Source organism: Amycolatopsis lurida (assembly GCF_900105055.1).
Lineage (GTDB): Bacteria > Actinomycetota > Actinomycetes > Mycobacteriales > Pseudonocardiaceae > Amycolatopsis > Amycolatopsis lurida.
In genome coordinates, this window is sequence record NZ_FNTA01000004.1 from 1,958,344 (window position 1) to 1,981,493 (window position 23,150).

The 23,150-nt window shown below is 68.6% G+C and carries 25 protein-coding genes; 14 read left to right on the forward strand and 11 right to left on the reverse strand.

Annotated elements, in window-relative coordinates; genetic code table 11:
• The first annotated feature begins 7 nt into the window (after positions 1-7).
• From BLW75_RS14290 to BLW75_RS14315, 6 genes are read left to right on the forward strand one after another with little or no spacing between them, the layout of a single operon-like run.
• A complete protein-coding gene (locus BLW75_RS14290; protein WP_034313938.1) occupies positions 8-1,027 on the forward strand; it encodes an ABC transporter substrate-binding protein in 1,020 nt (339 codons plus the stop codon).
• Positions 1,024-1,785 carry an ABC transporter ATP-binding protein gene (locus BLW75_RS14295; RefSeq protein ID WP_034313935.1) on the forward strand — a complete coding sequence of 254 codons (762 nt, stop codon included), beginning with the start codon at positions 1,024-1,026 and terminating at the stop codon, positions 1,783-1,785. The genes BLW75_RS14290 and BLW75_RS14295 overlap by 4 nt, the downstream gene beginning before the upstream one ends.
• Positions 1,782-2,618: an ABC transporter permease gene (locus tag BLW75_RS14300; RefSeq protein WP_034313933.1), complete on the forward strand. Its 837-nt coding sequence runs from the start codon at positions 1,782-1,784 to the stop codon at positions 2,616-2,618. The genes BLW75_RS14295 and BLW75_RS14300 overlap by 4 nt, the downstream gene beginning before the upstream one ends.
• Entirely contained in the window at positions 2,615-3,937 is a 1,323-nt protein-coding gene (locus BLW75_RS14305; RefSeq protein ID WP_034313930.1) for an LLM class flavin-dependent oxidoreductase, read from the forward strand. Before BLW75_RS14300 ends, BLW75_RS14305 begins: the two co-directional genes overlap by 4 nt.
• Positions 3,934-4,836, forward strand: coding sequence for a TauD/TfdA dioxygenase family protein (locus tag BLW75_RS14310; protein ID WP_034313927.1), 903 nt, complete (start codon positions 3,934-3,936; stop codon positions 4,834-4,836). Before BLW75_RS14305 ends, BLW75_RS14310 begins: the two co-directional genes overlap by 4 nt.
• Before the next feature lie 27 nt (positions 4,837-4,863).
• Positions 4,864-6,078, forward strand: a complete 1,215-nt coding sequence (locus BLW75_RS14315; RefSeq protein ID WP_034313925.1) for an RNA polymerase sigma factor — start codon at positions 4,864-4,866, stop codon at positions 6,076-6,078.
• 3 nt (positions 6,079-6,081) lie between these two features.
• On the opposite strand, the gene BLW75_RS14320 is transcribed toward BLW75_RS14315, so the two are convergent.
• From BLW75_RS14320 to BLW75_RS14330, 3 genes are read right to left on the reverse strand one after another with little or no spacing between them, the layout of a single operon-like run.
• Entirely contained in the window at positions 6,082-6,711 is a 630-nt protein-coding gene (locus BLW75_RS14320; protein ID WP_034313923.1) for a hypothetical protein, read from the reverse strand.
• Positions 6,712-6,713: 2 nt separating this feature from the next.
• Positions 6,714-7,157: a nuclear transport factor 2 family protein gene (locus tag BLW75_RS14325; protein ID WP_034313920.1), complete on the reverse strand. Its 444-nt coding sequence runs from the start codon at positions 7,155-7,157 to the stop codon at positions 6,714-6,716.
• A gap of 3 nt (positions 7,158-7,160) precedes the next feature.
• Positions 7,161-8,036, reverse strand: coding sequence for a TIGR03619 family F420-dependent LLM class oxidoreductase (locus BLW75_RS14330; RefSeq protein ID WP_034313917.1), 876 nt, complete (start codon positions 8,034-8,036; stop codon positions 7,161-7,163).
• A 110-nt stretch (positions 8,037-8,146) separates the two neighbouring features.
• Between BLW75_RS14330 and BLW75_RS14335 the strand changes: the two genes are divergently transcribed.
• A complete protein-coding gene (locus BLW75_RS14335) occupies positions 8,147-8,920 on the forward strand; it encodes a hypothetical protein (protein WP_034313915.1) in 774 nt (257 codons plus the stop codon).
• A 91-nt stretch (positions 8,921-9,011) separates the two neighbouring features.
• On the opposite strand, the gene BLW75_RS14340 is transcribed toward BLW75_RS14335, so the two are convergent.
• Both BLW75_RS14340 and BLW75_RS14345 read right to left on the reverse strand, forming a co-directional pair.
• The gene (locus BLW75_RS14340) at positions 9,012-9,821 is read right to left on the reverse strand and encodes an Fpg/Nei family DNA glycosylase (RefSeq protein WP_034313913.1); all 810 of its coding nucleotides are present in this window, start codon (positions 9,819-9,821) and stop codon (positions 9,012-9,014) included.
• Position 9,822: 1 nt separating this feature from the next.
• Positions 9,823-10,296, reverse strand: a complete 474-nt coding sequence (locus tag BLW75_RS14345) for a ribose-5-phosphate isomerase (RefSeq protein ID WP_034313910.1) — start codon at positions 10,294-10,296, stop codon at positions 9,823-9,825.
• A gap of 45 nt (positions 10,297-10,341) precedes the next feature.
• On the opposite strand from BLW75_RS14345, the gene BLW75_RS14350 reads away from it, so the two are divergent.
• Positions 10,342-11,061: a 2-phosphosulfolactate phosphatase gene (locus tag BLW75_RS14350; protein ID WP_241783678.1), complete on the forward strand. Its 720-nt coding sequence runs from the start codon at positions 10,342-10,344 to the stop codon at positions 11,059-11,061.
• Complete coding sequence (locus BLW75_RS14355; protein ID WP_034313907.1) at positions 11,058-11,861, forward strand: MBL fold metallo-hydrolase; 804 nt, start codon at positions 11,058-11,060, stop codon at positions 11,859-11,861. Before BLW75_RS14350 ends, BLW75_RS14355 begins: the two co-directional genes overlap by 4 nt.
• On the opposite strand, the gene BLW75_RS14360 is transcribed toward BLW75_RS14355, so the two are convergent.
• Positions 11,858-12,478: a mycothiol-dependent nitroreductase Rv2466c family protein gene (locus BLW75_RS14360; RefSeq protein ID WP_034313904.1), complete on the reverse strand. Its 621-nt coding sequence runs from the start codon at positions 12,476-12,478 to the stop codon at positions 11,858-11,860. The two genes, BLW75_RS14355 and BLW75_RS14360, sit on opposite strands and share 4 nt — an antisense overlap.
• Positions 12,479-12,646: 168 nt before the next feature.
• On the opposite strand from BLW75_RS14360, the gene pepN reads away from it, so the two are divergent.
• Entirely contained in the window at positions 12,647-15,220 is a 2,574-nt protein-coding gene (gene pepN, locus BLW75_RS14365) for an aminopeptidase N (protein ID WP_034313902.1), read from the forward strand.
• A gap of 88 nt (positions 15,221-15,308) precedes the next feature.
• On the opposite strand, the gene BLW75_RS14370 is transcribed toward pepN, so the two are convergent.
• From BLW75_RS14370 to BLW75_RS14385, 3 genes are all read right to left on the reverse strand, one after another.
• Positions 15,309-15,791: a DUF5130 family protein gene (locus tag BLW75_RS14370; RefSeq protein ID WP_034313900.1), complete on the reverse strand. Its 483-nt coding sequence runs from the start codon at positions 15,789-15,791 to the stop codon at positions 15,309-15,311.
• Positions 15,778-16,035, reverse strand: coding sequence for an aa3-type cytochrome oxidase subunit CtaJ (gene ctaJ, locus BLW75_RS14375; protein ID WP_034313897.1), 258 nt, complete (start codon positions 16,033-16,035; stop codon positions 15,778-15,780). Before ctaJ ends, BLW75_RS14370 begins: the two co-directional genes overlap by 14 nt.
• Positions 16,036-16,766: 731 nt before the next feature.
• Positions 16,767-17,261, reverse strand: coding sequence for an HNH endonuclease (locus BLW75_RS14385; protein ID WP_007034711.1), 495 nt, complete (start codon positions 17,259-17,261; stop codon positions 16,767-16,769).
• Between the two features lie 419 nt (positions 17,262-17,680).
• Here BLW75_RS14385 and BLW75_RS14390 point away from each other — a divergent pair, with 419 nt between their 5' ends.
• The 3 genes from BLW75_RS14390 to BLW75_RS14400 are packed head-to-tail and all read left to right on the forward strand — an operon-like array spanning position 17,681 to position 20,630.
• A complete protein-coding gene (locus BLW75_RS14390) occupies positions 17,681-18,661 on the forward strand; it encodes a mechanosensitive ion channel family protein (protein ID WP_034313892.1) in 981 nt (326 codons plus the stop codon).
• 20 nt (positions 18,662-18,681) lie between these two features.
• Entirely contained in the window at positions 18,682-19,077 is a 396-nt protein-coding gene (locus tag BLW75_RS14395) for a globin (RefSeq protein WP_034313889.1), read from the forward strand.
• Positions 19,077-20,630: a glycoside hydrolase family 13 protein gene (locus BLW75_RS14400; protein WP_034313886.1), complete on the forward strand. Its 1,554-nt coding sequence runs from the start codon at positions 19,077-19,079 to the stop codon at positions 20,628-20,630. The genes BLW75_RS14395 and BLW75_RS14400 overlap by 1 nt, the downstream gene beginning before the upstream one ends.
• A 20-nt stretch (positions 20,631-20,650) precedes the next feature.
• On the opposite strand, the gene BLW75_RS14405 is transcribed toward BLW75_RS14400, so the two are convergent.
• Positions 20,651-22,111 carry an LVIVD repeat-containing protein gene (locus BLW75_RS14405; RefSeq protein WP_034313883.1) on the reverse strand — a complete coding sequence of 487 codons (1,461 nt, stop codon included), beginning with the start codon at positions 22,109-22,111 and terminating at the stop codon, positions 20,651-20,653.
• 87 nt (positions 22,112-22,198) lie between these two features.
• Here BLW75_RS14405 and BLW75_RS14410 point away from each other — a divergent pair, with 87 nt between their 5' ends.
• Positions 22,199-22,840, forward strand: coding sequence for a DUF305 domain-containing protein (locus BLW75_RS14410; protein ID WP_034313880.1), 642 nt, complete (start codon positions 22,199-22,201; stop codon positions 22,838-22,840).
• Here the strand turns inward: BLW75_RS14410 and BLW75_RS14415 are convergent.
• Complete coding sequence (locus BLW75_RS14415) at positions 22,837-23,112, reverse strand: hypothetical protein (protein ID WP_034313878.1); 276 nt, start codon at positions 23,110-23,112, stop codon at positions 22,837-22,839. The two genes, BLW75_RS14410 and BLW75_RS14415, sit on opposite strands and share 4 nt — an antisense overlap.
• Positions 23,113-23,150 lie beyond the last annotated feature (38 nt).

The window sequence follows — 23,150 nt, forward strand, 5'->3', positions numbered from 1 at the left end:
GCCCACCGTGAAGAAACCAGTGCCCTTGATCGCCGCGCTCATCGCCGGATTGGCGCTGTCGGGCTGCGGCGCCTCCGCGGCTCCGGCCGGCGTGGCCGGGCAGCCGGAGAAGCTCGAACTCCGCTACCAGGGTTCGGCGAACAACGTCACCTTCCCCGAACTCGCCGAGGACCTCGGATACTTCGGCCCGGTCAAACTCAAGTGGGTCGGCAACACGATCAGCGGACCGCAGGACATCCAGTCCGCCGCGACCGACCAGACCGACTTCGGCGGCGCCTTCACCGGCGCGGTCGCCAAACTCGTCGACGCCGGCGCCCCGATCAAGGCCGTCGTCAACTACTACGGCTCCGACGAGAAGACCTTCTTGGGCTTCTACGTCAAGGAAGACAGCCCGATCCACACGCCACGCGACCTCATCGGCAAGAAGGTCGGCGTCAACACCGTCGGTGCGAACCTGGAGGCCGCCCTCGACACCTGGCTCAAGCGCAGCGGCCTCTCCGACGCCGAGATCGACCAGGTGCAACTGGTCGTCCTGCCGCCGATCAACACCGAACAGGCCTTGCGCAACGGGCAGATCGACGTCGCCGCGCTCAACGGCGTCCTGCAGGACCGCGCCCTCGCCGGAGGCGGTGTGCGAGCCATCGTGAAGGACGTCGAGGCGTTCGGCCCCTACAACGGCGGGCCGTACGTGCTGCGGACCGACTTCATCAAGAAGTACCCGGAGACCACGAAGACCTTCGTCACCGGCGTGGCCAAGGCGATCGAATGGGCGCGCACCACACCCCGCGACGAGGTCATCGCCCGGTTCACCAAGATCATCCAGAACCGCGGCCGCAACGAGAACACCGACACGCTCAAGTACTGGAAGAGCACCGGCGTCACCAAGGGCGGGCTGATCTCCGACAACGACTACACGCTTTGGACAGACTGGCTCAAGCAGTCCGGATTCATCAAGGACGACCAGGTCGACCTCAAGAAGATCTACACCAACGAATTCAACCCGTACCGCGAAGGCGGTGGCGCGTGACCGCCAAGATCAGCCTCCGCTCGGTCACCAAGACCTTCGACACGCTGACCGCGCTGGACGACGTCTCGCTCGACATCGAGGACGGCACCTTCCTCTCGCTGGTCGGGCCGAGCGGTTCCGGCAAGTCCACACTGCTCGATCTGCTCGGCGGACTCGCGAAACCCACCTCCGGCGAGGTCCTGATCGACGGGAAACCCGTCACCGGGCCGGGTCTGGATCGCGGGGTCGTGTTCCAGCAGTACGCGCTGTTCCCCTGGCGCACCGCACGCGCCAACGTCGAGTTCGGTCTCGAAGGCGGCACGCTGACCAAACGGCAGCGCGCCGAAAGGGCAAGGGAATTCCTCGACCTGGTCGGGCTTTCCGGGTTCGAGGAGCATCTTCCCCACCAGCTTTCCGGTGGGATGAAGCAACGCGTCGCGATCGCGAGAAGCCTCGCCTACGACCCGGACGTGCTGCTGATGGACGAGCCGTACGCCGCGCTGGATTCCCAGACCCGCGAACTGCTGCAGGAGGAACTGCGGCGGATCTGGCAGCGCACCGGCAAGACCATCGTCTTCATCACCCACAGCATCGAGGAAGCCGTCTATTTAGGACAGAAGGTCGCGGTGCTCACGTCCCGGCCGGGCAGGCTCAAGGACGTCGTCGACATCGACCTCGGCGACCGCTCGAACGACGACCTGCGCTCGGCACCCGCGTTCGTGGCCCATCGCCACCGGCTGTGGGAACTCCTGCACGACGAGATCCGGAGGGCCGCATGACCGCGACGCTCGAAGCCCCGAAAGTCCACACTGGACCGAAGGCCGCCGAGAAGCCCCGCAAGAAAAACCCGCTGCGCAAGGCTTTCCGCAGTTCGGCGGCGATCCTGCTCTTCCTCGCCGTGTGGGAGCTCGCTCCGCAGTACGTCCTGGACGAAGGCACGAGAACCTTCCTTCCGCCGCTGTCGGAAGATCTCGTCGCGCTCTGGGAGCTGATCCTCAACGGGCAGCTGGCAGACCATCTGCTGGCGAGTCTCGGCCGGTCCGCCGCCGGATTCGTCATCGCGGTGGCCGTTTCGGTGCCGCTCGGCCTGCTGATCGCCTGGTACCGGCCGCTCGCGGAGTTCCTGAACCCGCTGCTGGAGCTGGCCCGCAACACCGCCGCACTGGCCTTGCTGCCCGTGTTCACGCTCCTGCTCGGCATCGGCGAGGTGTCCAAGATCACGCTGATCGTCTACGCCTGCGTCTGGCCGGTACTGCTCAACACGATCGCCGGGGTGAACACCGTGGATCCTTTGCTGGTCAAGGCCGCGCGCTCGCTCGGGCTGTCGAGCCCGAACCTGTTCCGCAAGGTGATCCTGCCGTCGGCCGTGCCGACCATCTTCACCGGTATCCGGATGGCGGCGGCGTACTCGATCCTCATCCTGATCGCCGCCGAAATGGTCGGCGCCAAGGCCGGGCTCGGCTATCTGATTAACAACTCGCAGGTCAACTTCCAGATCCAGCAGATGTACGCCGCGATCATCACGGTTTCGGTGCTGGGCCTGGCCATCAACGCGGGCTTCGTCGCGCTGGAGCGGCGGTTCTCCACCTGGCGTGTCAAGGAGAAGGCATGAAACACCTGCACCTCAACGCGTTCGTGATGCCGAACGGTCATCACGAGGCGGCGTGGCGGCATCCGAGTACGGATCCGCACCGGGCCGCATCACTGAAGCACTACGTCGACATCGCGCGCACGGCGGAGCGCGGCAAGCTGGATTCGCTGTTCCTGGCCGACGGCGTCGCCTTGTGGGGCAACGTCCGCTACAACTCGCACACCCTGTTCGAGCCGCTGACGCTGCTTTCGGCGCTGGCCGGGGCCACCGAGCACATCGGCCTGATCGCCACCGCGTCGACGACCTACAACGAGCCGTACCACCTGGCCAGGAAGTTCGCGTCGCTCGACCATCTCAGCGGTGGCCGCGCGGGCTGGAACATCGTGACGTCGGCCGGTGAGGACGAGGCCCGCAACTTCAACCGCGACGCCCGGCCCCCGCACGCGCTCCGCTACGAACGCGCCACTGAATTCCTTGAAGTGGCGAAGAAACTCTGGGACAGCTGGGACGACGGCGCGGCTGTGATCGACAAGGCGACCGGGGTCTACGCCGACACCGACCGCATCCATCCGATCGACCACAACGGGCCACATTTCCAGGTGCGCGGACCGCTGAACATCCCGCGTCCGGTGCAGGGGCATCCGTTGCTCGTCCAGGCCGGTTCCTCGGAGACGGGCAAGGAGTACGCGGCCCGGTTCGCCGAGGCGGTGTTCACCGCGCAGCAGACTTTCGCCGAGGGCAAGGCTTTCTACGACGACGTCAAGGGAAGGCTCGCGAAATACGGCCGCTCTCCCGACGAGATCAAGATCCTGCCGGGGATCAGCCCGATCCTGGGCCGCACCGAGGCCGAGGCGAAGGAACGCGAGGCCGAACTCAACGCCCTCATCACGCCCGCGTACGGCGTGCGGCAGTTGTCGACCATGCTCGACCACGATCTGACGCCATATCCGCTCGACGGTCCGCTACCCGACGTCGGCACGTTCACCGAAGGCGCGCAGAGCCGTTTCGAACTGGTCACCGGCCTGGCAAGGCGCGAGAACCTGACCATCCGCCAGCTGATCGAGCGGCTCGCGGGCGGTCGCGGGCACCGCGTGTTCGCCGGCACCGCCACGCAGGTCGCCGACCAGCTGGAGCACTGGTTCACCGAAGGCGCCGCGGACGGCTTCAACGTCATGCCGCCCACGCTTCCAGGCGGCCTAGAGGACTTCGTCGACCTCGTCGTCCCGGAACTCCAGCGGCGCGGATTGTTCCGCACCGAATACACCGCCACGACCTTGCGGGGCCACTACGGCCTCGCCCGCCCTGTCACCCGCACCCGAGTAAAGGAGCACGCCGCATGACCGCCCTGAACACCCAGGTCGAGGTCCGCAAGATCACCGGCAGGATCGGCGCGCAGGTCATCGGCGTCGATCCGGCCAAGGACCTCGACACCGCGACCGTCGCCTTCGTCACCGAGGCCCTGCACGAGCACAAGGCGCTCGTCTTCCGCGACGTCGACCTCGACGACGCGGGCCAGCAGCGGTTCGCCGAGCACTTCGGCGAACTGACCAAGGCACATCCGACCGTCCCGTCGGTGGACGGCGAGCCCGCCATCCTGCCGGTCGACAGCGAGCAGGGCCGCGCGAACCAGTGGCACACCGACGTCACCTTCGTGCTCAACCCGCCGAAGGCCAGCACGCTGCGCAGCCTGGTCGTCCCTCCGTACGGCGGTGAAACGCTGATCGCCAACTCGGCCGCGGCCTACCGGGACCTGCCCGAGCCACTCCGGGCGTTCGCGGACACGCTGCGCGCCGAGCACACCAACGACTACGACTACGCGAAAGCGCCGGAGACCCTCGACGAGGCGGAGCAGGAGCGCCGGAAGGTGTTCGTCTCGCAGAAGTTCCGCACAGTCCACCCGGTGGTGCGGGTGCATCCGGTGACCGGAGAACGCGGGCTGTACATCGGCGGGTTCGCGCAGCGGATCGTCGGGCTGTCCAAGGGCGAGTCGCGGGACATCCTGCGGCTGCTGCAGTCCTACGTGACACGGCCGGAGAACGTCGTGCGGGTGAGCTGGGAGCCGAACCAGCTGGTGCTGTTCGACAACCGCATCACCCAGCACTACGCCGTCGACAACTACGACGACCTGCCCCGCCGTCTGAACCGGGTGACCGTGGCGGGCGACGTCCCGGTCGGCATCGACGGGGTGCCGAGCGAATCCCTCGAAGGCGACGCTTCGCACTACTCCCCCATCGCCTGACGGTCTCCATGAGGTAAGACTGGCGTCGTGAAGGACGATCGCCAGGTGGAAGCGCTCCTGCGGGAGCTGGCCCCGCAGGTCATCGGGTTGCTGGTGCGCAAGCACGGGCAGTTCGACGCCTGCGAGGACGCCGTCCAGGAGGCCCTGCTCTCGGCCGCGCAGCAATGGCCGGAGCAGGGCGTCCCGGACAGTCCGAAGTCCTGGCTCGCGACGGTCGCGACCCGGCGGCTGGTGGACGAGTGGCGCAGCGAAAGCGCGCGACGGCGGCGCGAGGAGAACGACGCGCTGATGGCCCCGGCTCCAGCCGCTGTGTCCGATTCGGACGACACGCTCACCGTTCTTTTCCTGTGCTGCCACCCTTCCTTGTCCGCGCCGTCGCAACTCGCGCTCACCCTGCGCGCCGTCGGGGGCCTGACCACGGGCGAGATCTCGACCGCGTTCCTGGTCCCGGAATCGACGCTGGCCCAGCGGATCAGCCGGGCGAAACAGACCATCAAGAAGGCGGGCGCCGAGTTCGTCCTGCCGCCCGCCGGGGAACTGGCCGAACGGCTCCGCGTCGTCCTCCAAGTCCTGTACCTGATCTTCAACGAGGGCTACACGACCAGCGGCGGCCCCGACCTGCACCGCGCGGACCTGACCGCCGAAGCGATCCGGCTGACCAGGCTGCTCCGGCGGCTCATGCCGGACGAGGACGAGGTCACCGGCCTGCTCGCGCTCATGCTGCTGACCGACGCCCGCCGCGCCGCCCGCGCCGGTGAGGACGGCTCGCTCGTCCCCCTCGCCGAGCAGGACCGTTCGCGCTGGAACGCGGAAATGATCGCCGAAGGCGTGTCGCTGGTGAGCGAGGCCTTGGCGGCGGGCCCGGTCGGGCCGTACCAGGTGCAGGCCGCGATCGCCGCCGTCCACTCCGAGGCGGCCACCGCGTCCGACACGGACTGGCCCCAGATCCTCGCGCTCTACGACGTCCTCGAAAAGATTTCGCCCGGCCCGGTCGTCACGCTCAACCGCGCCGTCGCGGTCGCCGAGGTCAACGGGCCGGAAGCGGGCCTCGAACTGCTGGCCACGCTCGACGACGACAACCGGATGAGCCAGACCCACCGGCTCGATTCCGTCCGCGGGCACCTGCTGGAACTGGCCGGGGACACCGGCGCCGCGCGCGAGGCCTACCTCCGGGCCGCCGGCAGAACCGCGAGCGAACCCGAGAAGCAGTACCTGACGCGGCGCGCGGAGCGGCTCACCTGAGCTTCACCTGCGCAGATGCGGCAGCAGACGGTCGATCACCGCGGTGTAGTCGGATCGGGCCTCGATCGCGCGGGGAACGTCGTCGAACGTCGTCACCGAGCTCGGGCACACCCGGATCCCGGGCAGGGCGAAGGTGTCGAGCAGACGTTTGCTTTCGGCGTCATAGGCCTTGTAGGTGTACTGGACACCGGTGACCGCGACGGAGAGAGGCGCCTTCCCCTGCCGCTCGTACCCGTCACAGGTGCCGATGGGCCTGTCCGTCGGCTTCGGGTACTCGCACACCACCACCTGGACCTGCCCGTCCTGGGAAGTCCCCATCGGCAGATGCTGGGCGGCGGTGCCGGTGAAGTCGCTCATGCCCTTGCCGTCGACCACGAAGTAGGCCAGCCGATGGGGGCCGGACGGCGTGCGCGGCTCCGTCTTCCCGTCGAGGCCGGACGGGGAACGCACGCGATCCGATTCCGCGGTCTCCGGGCAGAAGGCCACGGGTGGTGGCGCCGTCGTCACCGGCGCCGATGGCGGCGGGCTGGATTCCGCCGCCGGACGCGGTTCCTCACGGGAGGTCACCACGACGGCGGCGACCACGCCCGCGGCCACGACGGCCAGGAGCGTGATCACGAGCCGCCGTCGCATGCTCAGCTCTCTTGGCGGGCCGTGGCCATGGCGCGCTCGGTTTCCCAGAACGCGCGCATCGACACGATCAGCCCGTCTTCGCGTACCCGGTAGACGAACACGCCGTCGGTGTCGACGCGGTAGCCACCGGGCAGATACGTCGTGATCGTGCCGACGTTCGCGACCTCGTCCCCGGCCGCGTGGGAATCGCGGATGGTGAACTGGAAGCGTTCGACGTTCGCGATCGTCTTGTCCCAGAAGGCACTGATCCCGTCCTGGCCGTGATGACCCTTGCCTTCCTCGTCGAACATCGACGGGCCGACGGGGTCTTCGACGACGGCGTCTCCGGCGAAGAGCGCGAGCCAGGCGGCCTTGTCCCCGGCGGTGACGGCGGTCATCGAGCGGAACGCGGCCTGACGCGCGGGAGGCTGTGTGGCGGCCGGATCCCAGCAGACGTCGACACCCATGGTTCAGTCTCCGATCTTCGCGATGATCTCGTCGCCGAACTTCTTGATGGAATCGAGTTTCGGGCCGACTTCGGCATCGAAACCGAGGCCGTCGAACACCCACGGCATGGTGATGATGTCGGTGACGCCGATATCGCCCTGTTCGCGGTAGCCGTCGAGACCGAACTTGTCGATGCAGACGGCCTGGTACTCGAAGGGATCGCCGGCGCGGCCTTGGTCGGCCAGCAGCCCGCGCAGCTTGGCGATCGTATCGCGGAGGTCGTCGAACTTCATCATCGCCGACGACCAGCCGTCCGCCACACGCGCGGCCCGGCGCAGCGCGACGTCGGTGTGCCCGCCGATGTAGAACGGCACGCGCGACGGCGGCGCCGGGCTCATCCGGAGCTTGTCGAAGTCGAAGAACTCGCCGTGGAATTCGACCATCCCGCCGCCGAGGATCAGGCGCAGCACCTCGATGGCCTCGTCCACGCGCTTGCCGCGCCGCTCGTACGGCGCGCCGCACCAGCGGAACTCCTCCGGCGACCAGCCGACGCCGAGCCCGAGCCCGAAGCGGCCACCGGTCAGCGCCGCGACGGAGTTGACCTGGCGGGCGAGCAGGACCGGGTTGCGGGAGCCCAGTTTGAGCACGGAGGTGTAGAAGGTGAGCCGTTCGGTGACCGCGCCCATCGACGCGGCCGCGATCAGCGGATCGGCCCAGGGCGTCTCCTCGGTCCAGAAGCGGCTGCCGTCGGGCGTGTACGGATAGTCGGCCGAGACCGTTTCGGAATAGAACAGGGAATCCGGGAGCGCGATCGAGGAGAAACCCGCTTCTTCGGCCGCACGGGCGAGTTCGCCCAGCTGATCGAGCGGATTCATCGCGATCGACAGGGTGAACTTCATGGGGCCGAACTATAACGTGTTCTAGTTTCTCCCGCCAGTGCGCGCGGGAACCACCGGCGGGCGCTCCGCGTTGATCGGAGCAAAGGCCGAACGATTCCTGGAGTGAACCCATGGGCACCGCGATCTTCCTGATCGTGCTCCTCGTCGTCGTGGTCGGCGGCGGCATCTACTTCGCGAAATCCCAGGCGGCGGCCAAGAAGCGCCAGCTGGACGACGCGAAGGCCGACGCACGGCGCCTCGTCGAGCGGCTCGGCGGTCAGGTCATGAACCTCACCGGCACCGACACCGCCTCCCAGCAGGCGATGGCGGACGCGTCCGAACGTTTCACCGCGGCGGGCTCGCAGATGGAGCAGGCGCAGACCGTCGAGCAGGCCCGGCTGGTGCGCGAGACCGCCATCGAGGGGCTCTACTACGTCCGCGCGGCGCGGCTCGCGATGGGCATGGACCCCGGTCCGGAGCTTCCCGGCAGCGAAGAGCGCGACGCGGCCGGCAAGGTCACCGAGTACCGCTCGGTCGACGTCGAGGGCGAGCACTACGAGGCTTCGCCGGACCCGAGCCAGCGCACGCCGCACTACTACCCCGGTGGCCGCGTGGCGGGCCGTCCGGTGCCGCAGGGCTGGTACAGCGAGCCGTGGTGGAAACCCGCGCTCGTCGCCGGCGCCTGGGGTCTCGGTTCGATGCTGCTGTTCAGCGCGATGTTCTCCGGCATGGCGGGCATCGCGAGCGCGTCGGCCTGGGAATCGGGCTATGACGCGGGCCAGGAGGACGCCGGTGCCGGTGATGCCGGCGGCGACGCCGGCGGAGACATGGGCGGGGACGCCGGTGGATTCGACGGCGGCGGCTTCGATGGCGGCGGTTTCGACGGCGGGGGCTTCGACTTCTAGCGCGGGCTGAAGGGGCCCTCCACCGCATGAGATGCGGTGAAGGGCCCCTTCGCTGCGTCTGATGCGGGGAAAGGGCCCTTCACCCGGCTCGTCAGGCGGGCTGGCAGGTAGGGCACCAGAAGAGATTCCGCGCCGCCAGATCGCTCCGCAGCACCGCAGTCCCGCACACCAGACAGGGCATCCCCTCGCGCCGGTAGACGTAGACCTCGCCCCCGTGCCGGTCCTGCCGCGGCGCGCGGCCCGTGACCTCGGGCAGGTGCTCCGGCGCGACCGTGTCGATCCGTCCCACCCGGACACCGTGCCGCATGAGCGTCACGAGATCCGCCCACATGTCGTCCCACAGCCCGCGGTCGAGCGCGCGGCCGGGGACGAGCGGGGCGACACCGTGCCGGAACAACACTTCGGCACGATACACGTTGCCGACGCCCGCCAGCACCGACTGGTCCATCAGCAGTGCCGCGATCGACGTCTTCGACCGCGAGATCCGTTCCCACGCCTTGTCCGGCTTCGCGTCGCGGCGCAGCGGGTCCGGGCCCAGCCGTGCCTTGATCGCGTCGACCTGGGGTCCGTCCAGGAGTTCACACCGGGTCGGGCCGCGCAGGTCGGCCGAATGCGTCGGGCCGACCAGCCGCATCCGCACCTGCCCCACCGGTTCCAGAGCGGGCAGCGGTACGTCGGAGAACGTGCCGTAGAGGCCGAGGTGGACGTGCACCGTCCCGTATGGACCGTAGCCGTGGAACAGGTGCTTCCCGTACGCCTCGGCCTTCACCAGCACCTGGCCGTCCAAACGGGACGCTTCGGCGGCGAAGCGTCCTTGCGGGCTGCTCACCTCGACCGGGTGCCCGGCGAACCGGCGTTTGTGCAGACGTGCCAGGCGATGGAGCGTGTGCCCCTCGGGCATGTCAGTGCTCGGGCAGCGGCGGCGGCCAGCCGGTGTTCTCGTAGTCCAGGATCTGCTGGACGCGGCGGCCGTGGCGCTCGTCCGGGCTCGGCGGGGTCGCGAGGAACGCCTCGACGATCTCCGTGGCCTCTTCGGTGGTGTGCATCCGCGCGCCGACGCCGATCAGCTGGGCGTGGTTGTGCTCGCGGGTGAGCTTCGCGGTCTCGGCGCTCCACGCGAGGCCGGCGCGAGCGCCCTTCACCTTGTTGGCCGCGATCTGCTCGCCGTTGCCGGAGCCGCCGACGACGATGCCGAGGCTGCCCTCGTCCGCGACGACGCGGCGAGCAGCCTCGATGCAGAAAGCGGGGTAGTCGTCGGCCGCGTCGTAGACGAAGGGACCGACGTCCTCGACGTCGTGGCCCTGCTCCTTGAGGTGGGCCACGAGGTGGTTCTTCAGTTCGAAACCGGCATGGTCGGAGCCAAGGTAAACACGCACAGCGCGGAGTCTGCCATCACGTTCCGGCGCGGGCATGCTGTGGGGGTGGACATCAGACTCGAATGGGGAAGCGAGGGCGTCACCGCCTTGGGCGGGGACTGCGCCGTTCTCGTCATCGTCGACGTGCTTTCCTTCTGCACCACAACGGATCTCGTGCTCGGCAACGGCGGCCGCGTGCTTCCGGTCCGCTGGCGCGATCGGCGCGGTGAGGAAGCCGCGAAAGCGCGGGGCGCCATCCTCGCGGGTGAAAAACGCTGGTCCTTGCGTCCTTCCTCTGTGACGCGAATCCCTTCCGGCACACTTCTCGCACTCCCCTCCCCCAATGGCGCTACGCTCTGCGACGCCGCCGCCACGACCGGTGCCGTCGTTCTGGCCGGATGCCTGCGCAACGCGACCGCCGTCGCCGCCCGCGCGGCGGAGCTGGCGAACGGAAGCCCGATCGGCGTCGTCCCGGCCGGGGAACGCTGGGGCATCGACATCCGCTCCGAGACCAAGACGTTCGGGCCGCTGAGGCCGTGCGTCGAGGACCAGCTCGGCGCGGGAGCGATCGTCGCGGCGCTGGAGGGCTACGGCCGCCTGTCCGCCGAAGCCCGTCTCGCGGCCGTCGCGGCAGAAGCGATCGACATCTCCGAAGCACTGACAGAGTGTTCTTCAGGGCGCGAGCTTGCCGAGGCCGGGCACGCGAACGACGTGCGGCTCGCCGCGAAGCTCGATAGCAGCGGCACTGTTCCGGTTCTGCGCAACGGAATTCTGGAGGATTCGTGACTTGGCTCGAACTCGCGGACGGCGTGTACGCCCGCCGTTACGAGGAGCTGGACCTGACCGTCGGCCTGGTCGTGGGCTCTGAGCGCTGCCTGGTCGTCGACGTCCGCGGCGACGTCGACCAGGGCGCCGAATTGGCCGCGGCGGTACGGGAGATCACGCCGCTGCCGTGGTCGGTCGTCTACACCCACGCGCATTTCGACCACGCCTTCGGCACGACGGCGTTCCTGCCGTGCGACGTCTGGGCGCACGAAGGATGCCTGACCGAGCTGACCACCTACGGCGAAGGCGCACGGCTCAAGTGGATGCAGCACTACCTCGGCGAAAACCGGCCGGAGATGGCGGAGGCGCTGAAACGCACCGAGATCACCCTGCCGGACAAACCGGTCACTGACACCGCCGAAATCGGCCTCGGCGACCGCACCGTCGTGCTTCGGTTCCTCGGCCGGGCCCACACCGATCACGACCTGTTCGTGCACGTGCCCGACGCGGGGGTCGTCTACGCGGGCGACGCCGTCGAGAACGCCGAAGCAGGCTTCAGCGCGTTCTCGTTCAACGACGGCAGTTTCCTGGCCGAATGGCCCGGTGTGATGGACGCGATCCTCGCGCTGGACCCGAAGATCATCGTGGCCGGGCACGGCGACCCCGTCGGCACCGCGTTCATCGAGAAGCACCGCGACGGGCTGCGCGAACTCGTCGCGCTCATGACCCGGATCGCGGCGGGAGACCTCACGACGGACGAAGCCGTCGCGAGGTCCTCCTACCCGGACGATGTCACCAGGGCCGCATTGGCGACCCCTTAGTCGAAGTTCAGCTCACCGGAGCGGGTGCGCTTCAGCTCGAAGAAGTCCGGATAGCTCGCCAGCGCGCGGGCGCCGTCGAAGACCTTGACGGCGTCCTCGCCACGCGGGATCGAGCTGAGCACCGGGCCGAAGAAGGCGACGCCGTCGATGTGGATGGTCGGGGTGCCGACGTCCATTCCGACCGGATTCATACCTTCGTAGTGACTCTTTTTCAGCGCCTCGTCGTACTCGGCCGACTCCGCGGCCTCGGCCAGCTCGGCCGGCGCGCCGATGGCCTCGAGGGTCTCCTTGATGACCTTGGGGATGTCCTTGTCGCCCTGGTTGTGGTGGCGCGTGCCGAACTCCGTGTAGAAGTCGCGCAGCGCCTCCTCGCCGTTCTTCTGCGCCAGCGCGGTGGCGACGCGGACCGGGCCCCAGCCGCGGTCCAACAGCTCCTTGTACTGCTCAGGCAGGTCCTCGCGACCGCTGTTGAGCTCGGACAGGCTCATGATCCGGAACCTCAGGTCGAGGTCGCGGTGCTTCTCCACCTCGAGGATCCAGCGCGAGCTGATCCAGGCGAAGGGGCAGATCGGATCGAAGTAGAAGTCGACCTTGGTCTTCTCGGACGGGGCGGTCATCAGGTTCTCCCAGTGCCATCGTCTTGGGCGGGCCGGTGCGCACACCGGTGCTACACAGCGAGCCAACATCGCGGCCGTCGGCGTTGTTCCCGTCGTCAGCACGGGCCCCGACATGATTGGATGCCTGTAGTTGGAAACTAAAACCGATACCGATGACCAGAGGTGCCAGTGCCCGCCCCCAATCTGACCCGAGACCAAGCCAAGCTGCGCGCGGAACTGCTCGACGTCGAGTCCTACGACATCGAGCTGGATCTGACCGACGGCCGCGGCGGTCCCGGTGAGAAGACCTTCACGTCGAAGACGACGATCAAGTTCGCCAGCGCCAGAAGCGGCGAAGCGTCGTGGGTCGACATCGTCGCCGAGGGGATCGAGTCGGCCGTCCTCAACGGGACGGAACTCGACGTCAGCGGGTACGTCGAGGACAAGGGCGTCGAGCTGCCCGGCCTCGCCGAGTCGAACGAGCTCGTCGTCGACGCGGTCTGCCGCTACATGAACACCGGCGAGGGCCTGCACCGGTTCGTCGACCCGGTCGACGACGGCGTCTACCTCTACACGCAGTTCGAGACCGCGGACGCGAAGCGCATGTTCGCCTGCTTCGACCAGCCCGACCTCAAGTCGGTCTACCGGCTCACCGTGATCGCGCCGAAGGACTGGAAGGTCATCTCGAACGCGCTGGTCGAGTCGGCCGAGGAGACCCCGGAAGGGGCCGTCCGCACCGTGTTCAAGGTGTCCGAGCGGATCTCGACCTACCTGGTCGCGCTGATCGCGGGCCCGTACAGCGAGTGGCGCGACGAATTCAGCGACGAGCACCGCACCATCCCACTGGGCATCTACTGCCGTGCCTCGCTCGCCGAGCACATGGACGCGGACAAGCTCTTCACCGAGACCAAGCAGGGTTTCGCCTTCTACCACGAGAAGTTCGCCACCCCGTACCCGTTCTCCAAGTACGACCAGCTGTTCGTGCCGGAGTTCAACGCGGGCGCGATGGAGAACGCCGGCGCGGTCACCTTCCTGGAGGACTACGTCTTCCGCAGCCGCGTCACCCGCTACGCTTACGAGCGCCGCGCCGAGACGCTGCTGCACGAGATGGCGCACATGTGGTTCGGCGACCTCGTCACCATGCGCTGGTGGGACGACCTCTGGCTGAACGAGTCGTTCGCGACCTTCGCGAGCGTGCTGGCCCAGGCCGAGGCCACCGAGTACAAGAACGCGTGGACCAGCTTCGCGAACATCGAGAAGTCGTGGGCGTACCGGCAGGACCAGCTGCCGTCGACGCATCCGATCGCCGCGGACATCGTCGACCTGCACGCGGTCGAGGTGAACTTCGACGGCATCACCTACGCCAAGGGCGCGAGCGTGCTCAAGCAGCTCGTCGCCTATGTCGGGCTGGAGCACTTCCTCGAAGGCCTCAAGGTCTACTTCGGCAAGCACGCCTGGGGCAACGCGACCCTGGCGGACCTGCTGGGCGCGCTGGAAGAGGCCTCGGGCCGCGACCTGTCGTGGTGGAGCGCGCAGTGGCTGGAGACCACCGGTCTCAACTCGCTGAGCCCGCGCTACGAGGTCGGCGCCGACGGCACGTACACCGCGTTCGCCGTCACCCAGACCGGTGCCAAGCCGGGTGCCGGTGAACTGCGGACGCACCGGGTCGCGGTCGGCGTCTACGACGAGGACGAGAGCGGCAAGATCGTCCGCAAGCACCGCGTCGAACTCGACGTCGACGGCGAGCGGACCGAGGTGCCGGGGCTGATCGGTCTCCCGGCGGGCAAGCTCGTGCTGGTCAACGACGACGACCTGACCTACTGCACGATGCGGCTCGACCCGGCGTCGCTGACCACGCTGATCGACCGCATCGCCGACATCACCGACCCGCTCCCCCGCACGCTGTGCTGGTCGGCGGCGTGGGAGATGACGCGCGAGGCCGAGCTCAAGGCCCGCGACTTCGTCACCCTGGTGCAGCGCGGCGTCCACACCGAGACCGAGGTCGGCGTGGTGCAGCGGCTGCTGCTGCAGGCGCAGACGGCGCTGAACTCGTACGCGAACCCGGCGTGGGCGGCGGACAAGGGCTGGCCGGAGTTCTCCGCGCGGCTGCTGGAGCTGGCGCAGGGCGCCGAGGCCGGTTCGGACCACCAGCTGGCGTTCGTGAACTCGCTCGCCGGTTGCGTGCTGGACGACAAGACGCTGCAGATCATCGCGGGCTGGCTCGATGGCACCGCGCCGCTGGAAGGCCTGACCGTCGACACCGATCTGCGCTGGCGGCTGCTGCACGCGCTGGTCGCGCACGGCAAGGCGGAGAACCCCGAGATCGACGCGGAGCTCGCCAAGGACGACACCGCCGCCGGACGGCGCCAGGCGGAGCGCTCGCGGGCGCTGCGGCCGACCGAGGACGCGAAGGCCGACGCGTGGCAGCGGGCGGTGTACGACGACGAGCTGCCGAACGCGGTCAGCGACTCGCTCATCACCGGCTTCTCCCACCCCGGCCAGAAGCACCTGCTCGGCGGCTACGTGACGCGCTACTTCGAGGTCATCGACGAGGTGTGGCAGCGGCGCTCCAGCGAGCGCGCGCAGCCGACCGTGGTCGGGCTGTACCCGTCGTGGGCCGTCGAGCCGTCCACGGTGGAGGCGTCGGACGAGTGGCTGGCCGGGGAGCACCCGGCGGCGCTGCGTCGCCTCGTGTCGGAGGGCCGGGCCGGGATCGTGCGGGCGCTGGCCGCCCGTGAGTTCGACTCGCAGGCCGGCGTCTAGAAAGAGCTGAAGGGGCCCTTCACCGCATACGATGCGGTGAAGGGCCCCTTTGCTGCGTCTTATGCGGGGAAAGTCCCCTTCAGCTCCGTCAGTGCTGCGGAGCGCCCGCCTGGTCGCTCAGCATGCGGAGCGCGTTCACGAGGCCGCCGATGAGGTCGCCTTCCTTGAAGGAGGCGACCATGCTGGCCACGGCGAGCTTCGCGCCGCGGTCGGGCAGGCGGTGCCGGGCCTGCGAGCCCGTCACGATCTCGATGACGCGCTGGCCGGGCGACACGGCGACGACGACGCCGTCGGCCGGGTCGTCGGTCGAGCTCAGCAGGCCTTCGGCGGTGACGCGGGTGTCCTCGCCGAGGTCACCGAGGTACACGCTGAAGTCCAGGCCGGTCTCGCGGCTGGCCAGGGTCAGCGCTTCGTCCAGCCGGGCAAGCTGCTGGGTCGTGAATGGGCTGTTCGGACCAGCCGGTTCGTACATCTTGGCGGCGGAAATCCGGCCGCTGGAAGTAACGGCGGCACCGTAACCGGGCTCTTCGTCAACAGCGGTGGACGAATGGGTCAGTTCACCAGTTGCCACGAGCGCCTCCCGTCACCGAAGCTCCGTCCGCCGCACCGACGGCGGTCGCGCCGCCCGCGTGCGAATGCCTGGCGCCGACACCGTCGGGGTTGGCGCTCCACCACATGGCCGGGTACTCCCACGGCTGCCCCGGCCGGTACCGGGCGACGCCCGCGCCCTTCGACCGCAGCGTGGCCACCCCGCACAGCGCGTAGATGACCAAGGGGATCACCGCGAAGACCAGGATCGTCTCGACAAGGTTCACGCGCGTGAGCGTATCCGATGGCGTGCGGCCGCACCCGCTCGCACGGCACCTACCGCTCGTCGTCCGGAGCGGTCCGTCCGCCGCTTGCCGCGAAAGCGCTCCCACGTTGGGGCGAAGCCCGCAAGGCCGAAAGGTTGCAACTCAACGTACGGGCGGCCGCACCCGGCGCTGTCGTCTTGTCGCCGCCTTGAAATCCTCGTAGCTTTTTCACCTGTACGGGCCTTGCGCCCAGCTCCCCCACCCCAGCAGGTAACGCACCGGTCGCAGGAGGACATGTCATGCAGAGCACCCAGACACCCGGCCAGGCGATCATCGACGACATTTCGTCACTCTTCGAAATTGAATTCGTGCCCGGTACGCGTGTGACGGCGGGCACACGGGTTACGCGCGGTACTCGTGTCACTCGCGGTACGCGGGTCACCGCCGGCACCCGGGTCACCCGCGGAACGCGCGTCACCGCCGGAACCCGCGTCACGCGTGGCACCCGGGTCACTCGCGGCACCCGCGTGACGGCCGGAACCCGCGTCACGTGCGGCACGCGCGTCACCCGCGGAACCCGGGTCACCCGTGGCACCCGCGTCACCTGCCAGAGCGACTTCTCCCTCGCCGCCTGAGTCCGAGCACGACCGGTTTGCAGGGGACGGCGTACTCGTAACGAGCTCCACCACGGCATCATCGGCCCGCCCCGGCCGCCGCGAGGCAGCCGGGGCGCCGACGTGTTCGTGGTCAGGTCAGGCCGCGGTTCCCAGGTACGGCCGCCACAACGGGTCGGCCTCCTTCGAATGCGCGAGCAGCCGCCAGTGCGGCCCGTGCGGGGCCCTCGGCACGACGCGCAGGCGCCAGCCGATCTCGGAAAGCAGCTTGTCCGCCTTCCGGTGATTGCACTTGGCGCAGCAGGCCACACAGTTCGTCCAGCTGTGGGGGCCGCCACGACTGCGCGGGACGACGTGGTCGATCGTCTCGGCCCGCCCTCCGCAGTAGGCGCAGCGGTACCGGTCGCGGTGCATCAGCCCGGCCCGGGTCAGCGGCACCTGCGCGCGGTAGGGCACGCGCACGTAGGTGCTCAGCCGGATCACCGAAGGCACGGGCAGCGAGACCGTGGCAGCGTGCAGTTCGAGACCCGCCGGGTCGCCGTGCACCACCTCGGCCTTGCCGCACATCACGAGGACCACCGCCCGCCGCAACGGCAGCGCCGTGAGCGGTTCGAACGTGGCGTTCAACAGCAATACCCGTCTGCGGCCCCAAGACGACGCTGTGGTCGTGGTGGGTACCGCCGTGTTGGACGGGTCCCGCCCTCTACGCTGTCCGGGCGGGCGGGCAACACCCCCTGGCCGCGTTCCCGGCCCGCCCGGTGGAGCCCCGTGCGAGGGGGCACCTCCCGGATGGGCGCGCAACACGACCTCCGGCGCCTGTCCGGCCACGGCTTGGCTCGGGACGCCGAGGGGGATGGGTTGTCGGTCTGGCACTCGACCACCTCCACCGGTGCAGGCATAGTCGACCACAGATCAGCCCCAAAGTGCACGTGTGTTACTGGACGTGTCACATGCACGCGACCCGGCGGCCACATGAAGTTGGCTGATTCGCATCCGCCGGGGACGAGCGGCGTGACCGGTCCCCGTCGAGTACGAAAGGACATTTCCTCTCCGTGAACCTGCTGCCCACTGAACCCCCGGCCTGCACGCGCGAAGTCGGCAGCCTGTGCTATCAGGTGTTCCAGGTCACAAAGAACGAATGGCTCTCCGCCTCCGCGGGCTGGCTTCTGACGAAGCCGCTGAGGATCCTGATGATCGTCGCCGTGGCGTTCCTGCTGCGGTACCTGGTGCGACGCCTGATCAACCGCGTGACGCGGATGCCGGGTGGCGGCTCGTCGAAGCTGCCCGCCCTGTTGAGACCGCTGCGCGAGAAGGCTCCCGAGGTGCTCGGCTCGGCGGTGATGGAACGGCGGCGTCAGCGCGCCGCCACCATCGGCTCGGTGCTCAAGTCGATGGCGACGTTCCTGATCTACGGCCTCGCGTTCATCCTGGTGCTGGGCGAACTGGGCATCGACCTCGCGCCGATCATCGCTTCGGCGGGCATCGTCGGCGTGGCGCTCGGGTTCGGCGCGCAGAACCTGGTCAAGGACTTCCTGTCCGGCATGTTCATGATGATCGAGGACCAGTACGGCGTCGGTGACGTCGTCGACGTCGGTGAGGCGTCCGGCACCGTCGAGGCCGTCGGCCTCCGGATCACCACCTTGCGTGACATCAACGGCACCGTCTGGTACGTCCGCAACGGCGAGGTGCTGCGGGTCGGCAACTCGAGCCAGGGCTTCGCGGTGGCCGTCGTCGACGTCCCGCTCAGCTACTCCGCCGACGTCGAAAAGGCCACCGAACTGATGGCCGAGAAGGCGAAGACGCTCCTGGAGAGCGAGGGGCTCGCACCGAACGTGCTGGAGCCGCCGGAGATGCTCGGCGTGGAGACCGTCACCCCCGAGAGCATCAAGCTCCGCCTGACGGTGAAGGTCCGGCCGGGCAAGCAGTGGGCCGTGCAGCGCGCGCTGCGGGCGCATCTGCTCGCCGCGTTCGACGAAGCCGGCTTCGAGCCACCTCTGGGGCGCTTTATGTCGTCCGGCCCCGCCGCGCAGTAGGACAAGGGCAGAATGGAGCTGTGTCCGTGACCGAACCTGACCCCACCACCTTGTACGAAGCGATCGGCGGCGAACCGGTCTTCACCCGGATCGTCGCTCGGTTCTACGCCGAAGTGGCGGTCGACGAGGTGCTTCGCCCGCTGTACCCCGAGGAGGACCTCGGCCCGGCCGAGGAGCGTTTCCGGCTGTTCCTCATGCAGTACTGGGGCGGTCCGCACACCTATTCGGATCAGCGCGGTCACCCTCGGCTGCGGATGCGGCACGCTCCGTTCAAGATCGGTCCGATCGAACGCGACGCCTGGCTGCGCTGCATCAAGATCGCGGTCGACGAGGAGAAGATCGAGGAGCCCTACCGCTCGCAGCTGTGGGCGTACCTCGAGATGGCCGCCAACAGCATGATGAACAGCTTCGTGTGATGGAACGCGACGTGGCTTGGTGGGCCCAGGCGGTCTTCTACCAGGTCTACGTACGCTCGTTCGCCGATTCGGACGGGGACGGCGTCGGTGACCTCGAAGGCATCCGCGGCAAGCTCGGGTACCTGGAGCTGCTCGGGGTCGACGCGCTGTGGCTGACGCCGTTCTACCGGTCCCCCATGGCCGACCACGGCTACGACATCGCCGACCCGCGCGACGTCGACCCGATGTTCGGCACCCTCGGCGATTTCGACGTCCTGCTGACCGAGGCGCACAAACGCGGCATCAAGGTCACCGTCGACGTCGTCCCCAACCACACCAGCAACACCCACGCCTGGTTCAAATCGGCGATGGCGGCGCCGCCGGGCAGCCCGGAACGGGATCGCTACATCTTCCGTGACGGGCTCGGCCCGCGCGGCGACCAGCCGCCGAACAACTGGGTGAGCGCGTTCGGCGGCCCGGCGTGGACGCGCGTCCCGGACGGCCAGTGGTACCTGCATCTGTTCTCCCCGCAGCAACCGGACCTGAACTGGACCAACCACGAGGTCGCCGCCGATCTGGAACGGACCCTGCGGTTCTGGCTGGACCACGGCGTGGACGGTTTCCGCGTCGACGTCGCGCACGGCATGGCGAAACCGCCGGGCCTGCCGGACATGGATCCGCGGGTGAACGCCCTCGGCCCGAGCGAATTCTACGATCCGCGGTTCGACAACGACCGCGTCCACGAGATCCACCAGATGATCCGCAAGGTGCTCGACGAGTACCCGGGCACCATGGCCGTCGGCGAGATCTGGGTGACCGACGAGGAGCGCCTCGCGCGCTACCTGCGGCCGGACGAGCTGCATCTGGCGTTCAACTTCCGGCTCGTGCTCACGCATTTCGACGCGGACGCGCTGCGGACGGCCATCGAGCGGTCGCTGGCGGTGCCGAAATCCGCCGGGGCGCCCGCCACCTGGACGTTGAGCAACCACGACGTCTGGCGGCAGGTCAGCCGGTACGGCGACGGTGAACGCGGCGTCCGGCGCGCGCGGGCGATGGCGCTCGTCGAACTCGCGCTGCCCGGGGCGGTCTATCTGTACAACGGCGAAGAACTCGGGCTCGGCAACGTCGACATCCCGCCCGACGCGGTCGCGGACCCGCGGGCCAAGACCTCCGGCGCCGAGTTCGGCCGGGACGCGGCACGGGTGCCGCTGCCGTGGGAAGGCGATCTGCCGCCGTTCGGGTTCTCGCGCAATCCGCGCACGTGGCTGCCGATGCCCGCTTCGTGGGCGTCGGTGACCGTGGAAGCACAGCTGGAGGATCCGGCGTCGACGTTGTCGCTGTACCGGCGGGCGATCGAGATCCGTAAGTCGCACAAGGCTTTCCGCGGCGACGACCTCGAGTGGTACGGCGCGCCCGCGGGGTGTTTCGCGTTCCGGCGGCGTGGCGGCGGGCTGGTGTGCGCGCTGAACACGTCGGCGAGCCCGATCGCGCTGCCGCCCGGTGAGGTGCTGCTGTCGAGTGTTCCGCTGGTGGACGGGAAGCTGCCGCCGGACGCGGCCGCCTGGCTCGTCTGAACCAGGCGGCCGCTACCGGACTACTTGTTGAAGCCCGGGTGCAGCTTGTACTGCGTCTGGGCGTTGAACTCGTTCTGCCGGACGAGCTTCGCCGGGAAGGTCCGCCAGTCGTTGAGGTCCAGGACGTCCAGGCCCTTCACGATGTCGGACGAGTAGATGTGGCCGTTGTACCAGTACGCGGACCACGTCCCACCGCCGACGAGCTTCTCGTTCGAGAGCGGGCCACGCTCCCAGAACGCGATCTCCTTCGGGTTCTTCGCGTCGGTGAAGTCCCACACCGAGACGCCGCCCTGGTACCAGGACTGGACCATGATGTCCTTGCCCGGCACCGGGATCAGCGAGCCGTTGTGCGCCACGCAGTTCTCGGTCTCGGACTGCAGACGCGGGATCTTGTAGTAGCTGACGAACTCCAGCTTGCGGTCGTCGCCGCGGCCGGTGATCTGGTAGATGCCGTTGGCGCCGCGGGTGGAGCCGAACTTCTCCAGGCAGGTCGCCATCCCGCCGCCGCCGAGCTCGTCGGTGAAGACGATCTTGGTGGCGTCGTTGTTGAAGGTGGCGCTGTGCCAGAACGCGAAGTTCACGTTGTCCTGCACGCGGTTGAGCACCCGCGGCTTGAGCCGGTCGGAGATGTCGAGGAGGACACCGTCACCCATGCAGGCACCGGCCATCAGGTCCTTCTCCGGCAGCGCCGTCAGGTCATGGCAGCCGGTGGTCGGCGACCGGCGGGTGCCGTCGGGGTTGGTGCCGCCGGGGTTGCCGCCGCCTTCGGTGGCCGGGAACAGCACCGGGGTCGCGACGAGCGCGGCCTTCGCCGGGTCTTTCACGGGGACCTTGATGATCGACAGCTTGTCGTGCGGCGGCTGGCAGTCGGGCAGGTTGGCCGCCGGCGCGTACGACGAGACGTAGATGTAGACGTCCTTGCCGCGCTTGTCCGGCACCAGGGTGTTGGTGTGCGAACCACAGTCCGTCTCGATCGCCGCGACGTACTTGGGCGCCGCGAGGTTCGAGATGTCGAAGATCTTGATGCCCTCCCACGACGACTTGTCCGAGGCGGGCTTCGAGACGCTGTTGCACGAGTTGTCGCTGCGCGACGCGTCGGTCGACAGGAAGAGCAGGTCGCCGGAGATCGACACGTCGTTCTGCCCGCCAGGGCACAGGACCTGGCTGACGATCTTCGGGCGGTACGGGTTACGGACGTCGTAGACGTTGAAACCGTCGTAGGTGCCGACGATCGCGTGCCCCTTGGTGAACGCGATGTCGGTGCCGGTCGAGTCCTTGGTGAACGGTCCCTGCTGCGGGACGTTCGCGATCGACCGGAGGTTGGGGCTGTGGACGATCTCGTCCACGCCCGGAATCGCGGTCGCCGACGGTTCGGCGATGACGGCCGGCGCGGCGAGCGCGCTGGAGGTCCCGAGGGCGGCGACTGCGGCCGCCGACACGAAGACCCTGGTCAAGCGGCGTTTCAGCCCAGGCTGCAGCACGATATGGCTCTCCTTCCACCCAGCTTTACGCGCACCTTATTCCTTATTTAGGCTCAACAGATACCGACCAACGGAGGAACTCCCGGGATGAGAAAAAGTTTGACATCGGCACTGGTCGCCGCTGCTTTCGTAGTCTCGGGCTGCACCGGCGACGAAACTCCGGCGCAACCGGCCCAAAGTGCTCCGGTGATCGTGCCCGGAAAGCCCGGGGAGCAGGCGAGCACCGGTTCCCCCGGCCCGGTGAACCGCGATCAGCCCAACGAGGCCGACGTCGAGTACATGACGATGATGATCCCGCACCACCAGCAGGCGAAGGTGATGACGGATCTGGTGCTGGGCAAGACGGCGAACGAGCAGATCCGGGCGATCGCCGGGCGGATCTCGGTCGCGCAGGACGGCGAGGTCGCGATGATGAAGACCTGGCTGTCCGACCGCGGCAAGCCGGTGCCGGGCGACGGGCACGCGGGTCACGGTGGCGGGCACGATCACGCGCTCATGCCGGGCATGGCGACCGAGGCCCAGCTGGCGGATCTGCGCGCGGCGAACGGGGTGGCGTTCGAAAAGCTGTTCCTCGACCTGATGATCGCGCACCACCAGGGCGCGCTGACCATGGCCGAAGCCCAGCTCGGCAAGGGTGTGGAGGTCAAGGCGCAGGAGATGGCGCAGGAGGTCATCACCGGCCAGTCCGCCGAGATCGAGCGGATGAAGACCATGCGCTCGAAGCTCTAGGCCTCGCCGGAGCCCATATCGCCGAACCCGGAGTCGTCTGAGTCGTCGAGAGTGCCCGAGACGATCCAGGTCGCCAGCGCGGCGGCCTGGACATAGGGCGCCGCCTTCGCCGCGGCCCGTCCGGCGGATTTGGCGCGGCCCCACTTCTCCGGGCGTTCGGCGCGTTCCGGCGCCTCCTCACCCGGCGGGCGCTCGGTCCGCCACGGGGTCTCCTCCGGCCGGACCTCGGCGAGGAAATCCGCCGTCGGGTCTTCCCCGTCCTTGTCGCTCATGGAGACAGCCTGACACCGCGGGCGGCCGGAAGCCACCC

What these genes read in the sequence shown, in the direction of transcription:
- BLW75_RS14300 (WP_034313933.1), top strand. Translation starts at nt 1,782, where the DNA reads ATGACCGCGACGCTCGAAGCCCCGAAAGTCCACACTGGACCGAAGGCC.
- BLW75_RS14305 (WP_034313930.1), top strand. Translation starts at nt 2,615, where the DNA reads ATGAAACACCTGCACCTCAACGCGTTCGTGATGCCGAACGGTCATCAC.
- BLW75_RS14310 (WP_034313927.1), top strand. Translation starts at nt 3,934, where the DNA reads ATGACCGCCCTGAACACCCAGGTCGAGGTCCGCAAGATCACCGGCAGG.
- BLW75_RS14320 (WP_034313923.1), bottom strand. Translation starts at nt 6,711, where the DNA reads ATGCGACGGCGGCTCGTGATCACGCTCCTGGCCGTCGTGGCCGCGGGC.
- BLW75_RS14325 (WP_034313920.1), bottom strand. Translation starts at nt 7,157, where the DNA reads ATGGGTGTCGACGTCTGCTGGGATCCGGCCGCCACACAGCCTCCCGCG.
- BLW75_RS14330 (WP_034313917.1), bottom strand. Translation starts at nt 8,036, where the DNA reads ATGAAGTTCACCCTGTCGATCGCGATGAATCCGCTCGATCAGCTGGGC.
- BLW75_RS14335 (WP_034313915.1), top strand. Translation starts at nt 8,147, where the DNA reads ATGGGCACCGCGATCTTCCTGATCGTGCTCCTCGTCGTCGTGGTCGGC.
- BLW75_RS14340 (WP_034313913.1), bottom strand. Translation starts at nt 9,821, where the DNA reads ATGCCCGAGGGGCACACGCTCCATCGCCTGGCACGTCTGCACAAACGC.
- BLW75_RS14360 (WP_034313904.1), bottom strand. Translation starts at nt 12,478, where the DNA reads ATGACCGCCCCGTCCGAGAAGACCAAGGTCGACTTCTACTTCGATCCG.
- BLW75_RS14400 (WP_034313886.1), top strand. Translation starts at nt 19,077, where the DNA reads ATGGAACGCGACGTGGCTTGGTGGGCCCAGGCGGTCTTCTACCAGGTC.
- BLW75_RS14410 (WP_034313880.1), top strand. Translation starts at nt 22,199, where the DNA reads ATGAGAAAAAGTTTGACATCGGCACTGGTCGCCGCTGCTTTCGTAGTC.
- BLW75_RS14415 (WP_034313878.1), bottom strand. Translation starts at nt 23,112, where the DNA reads ATGAGCGACAAGGACGGGGAAGACCCGACGGCGGATTTCCTCGCCGAG.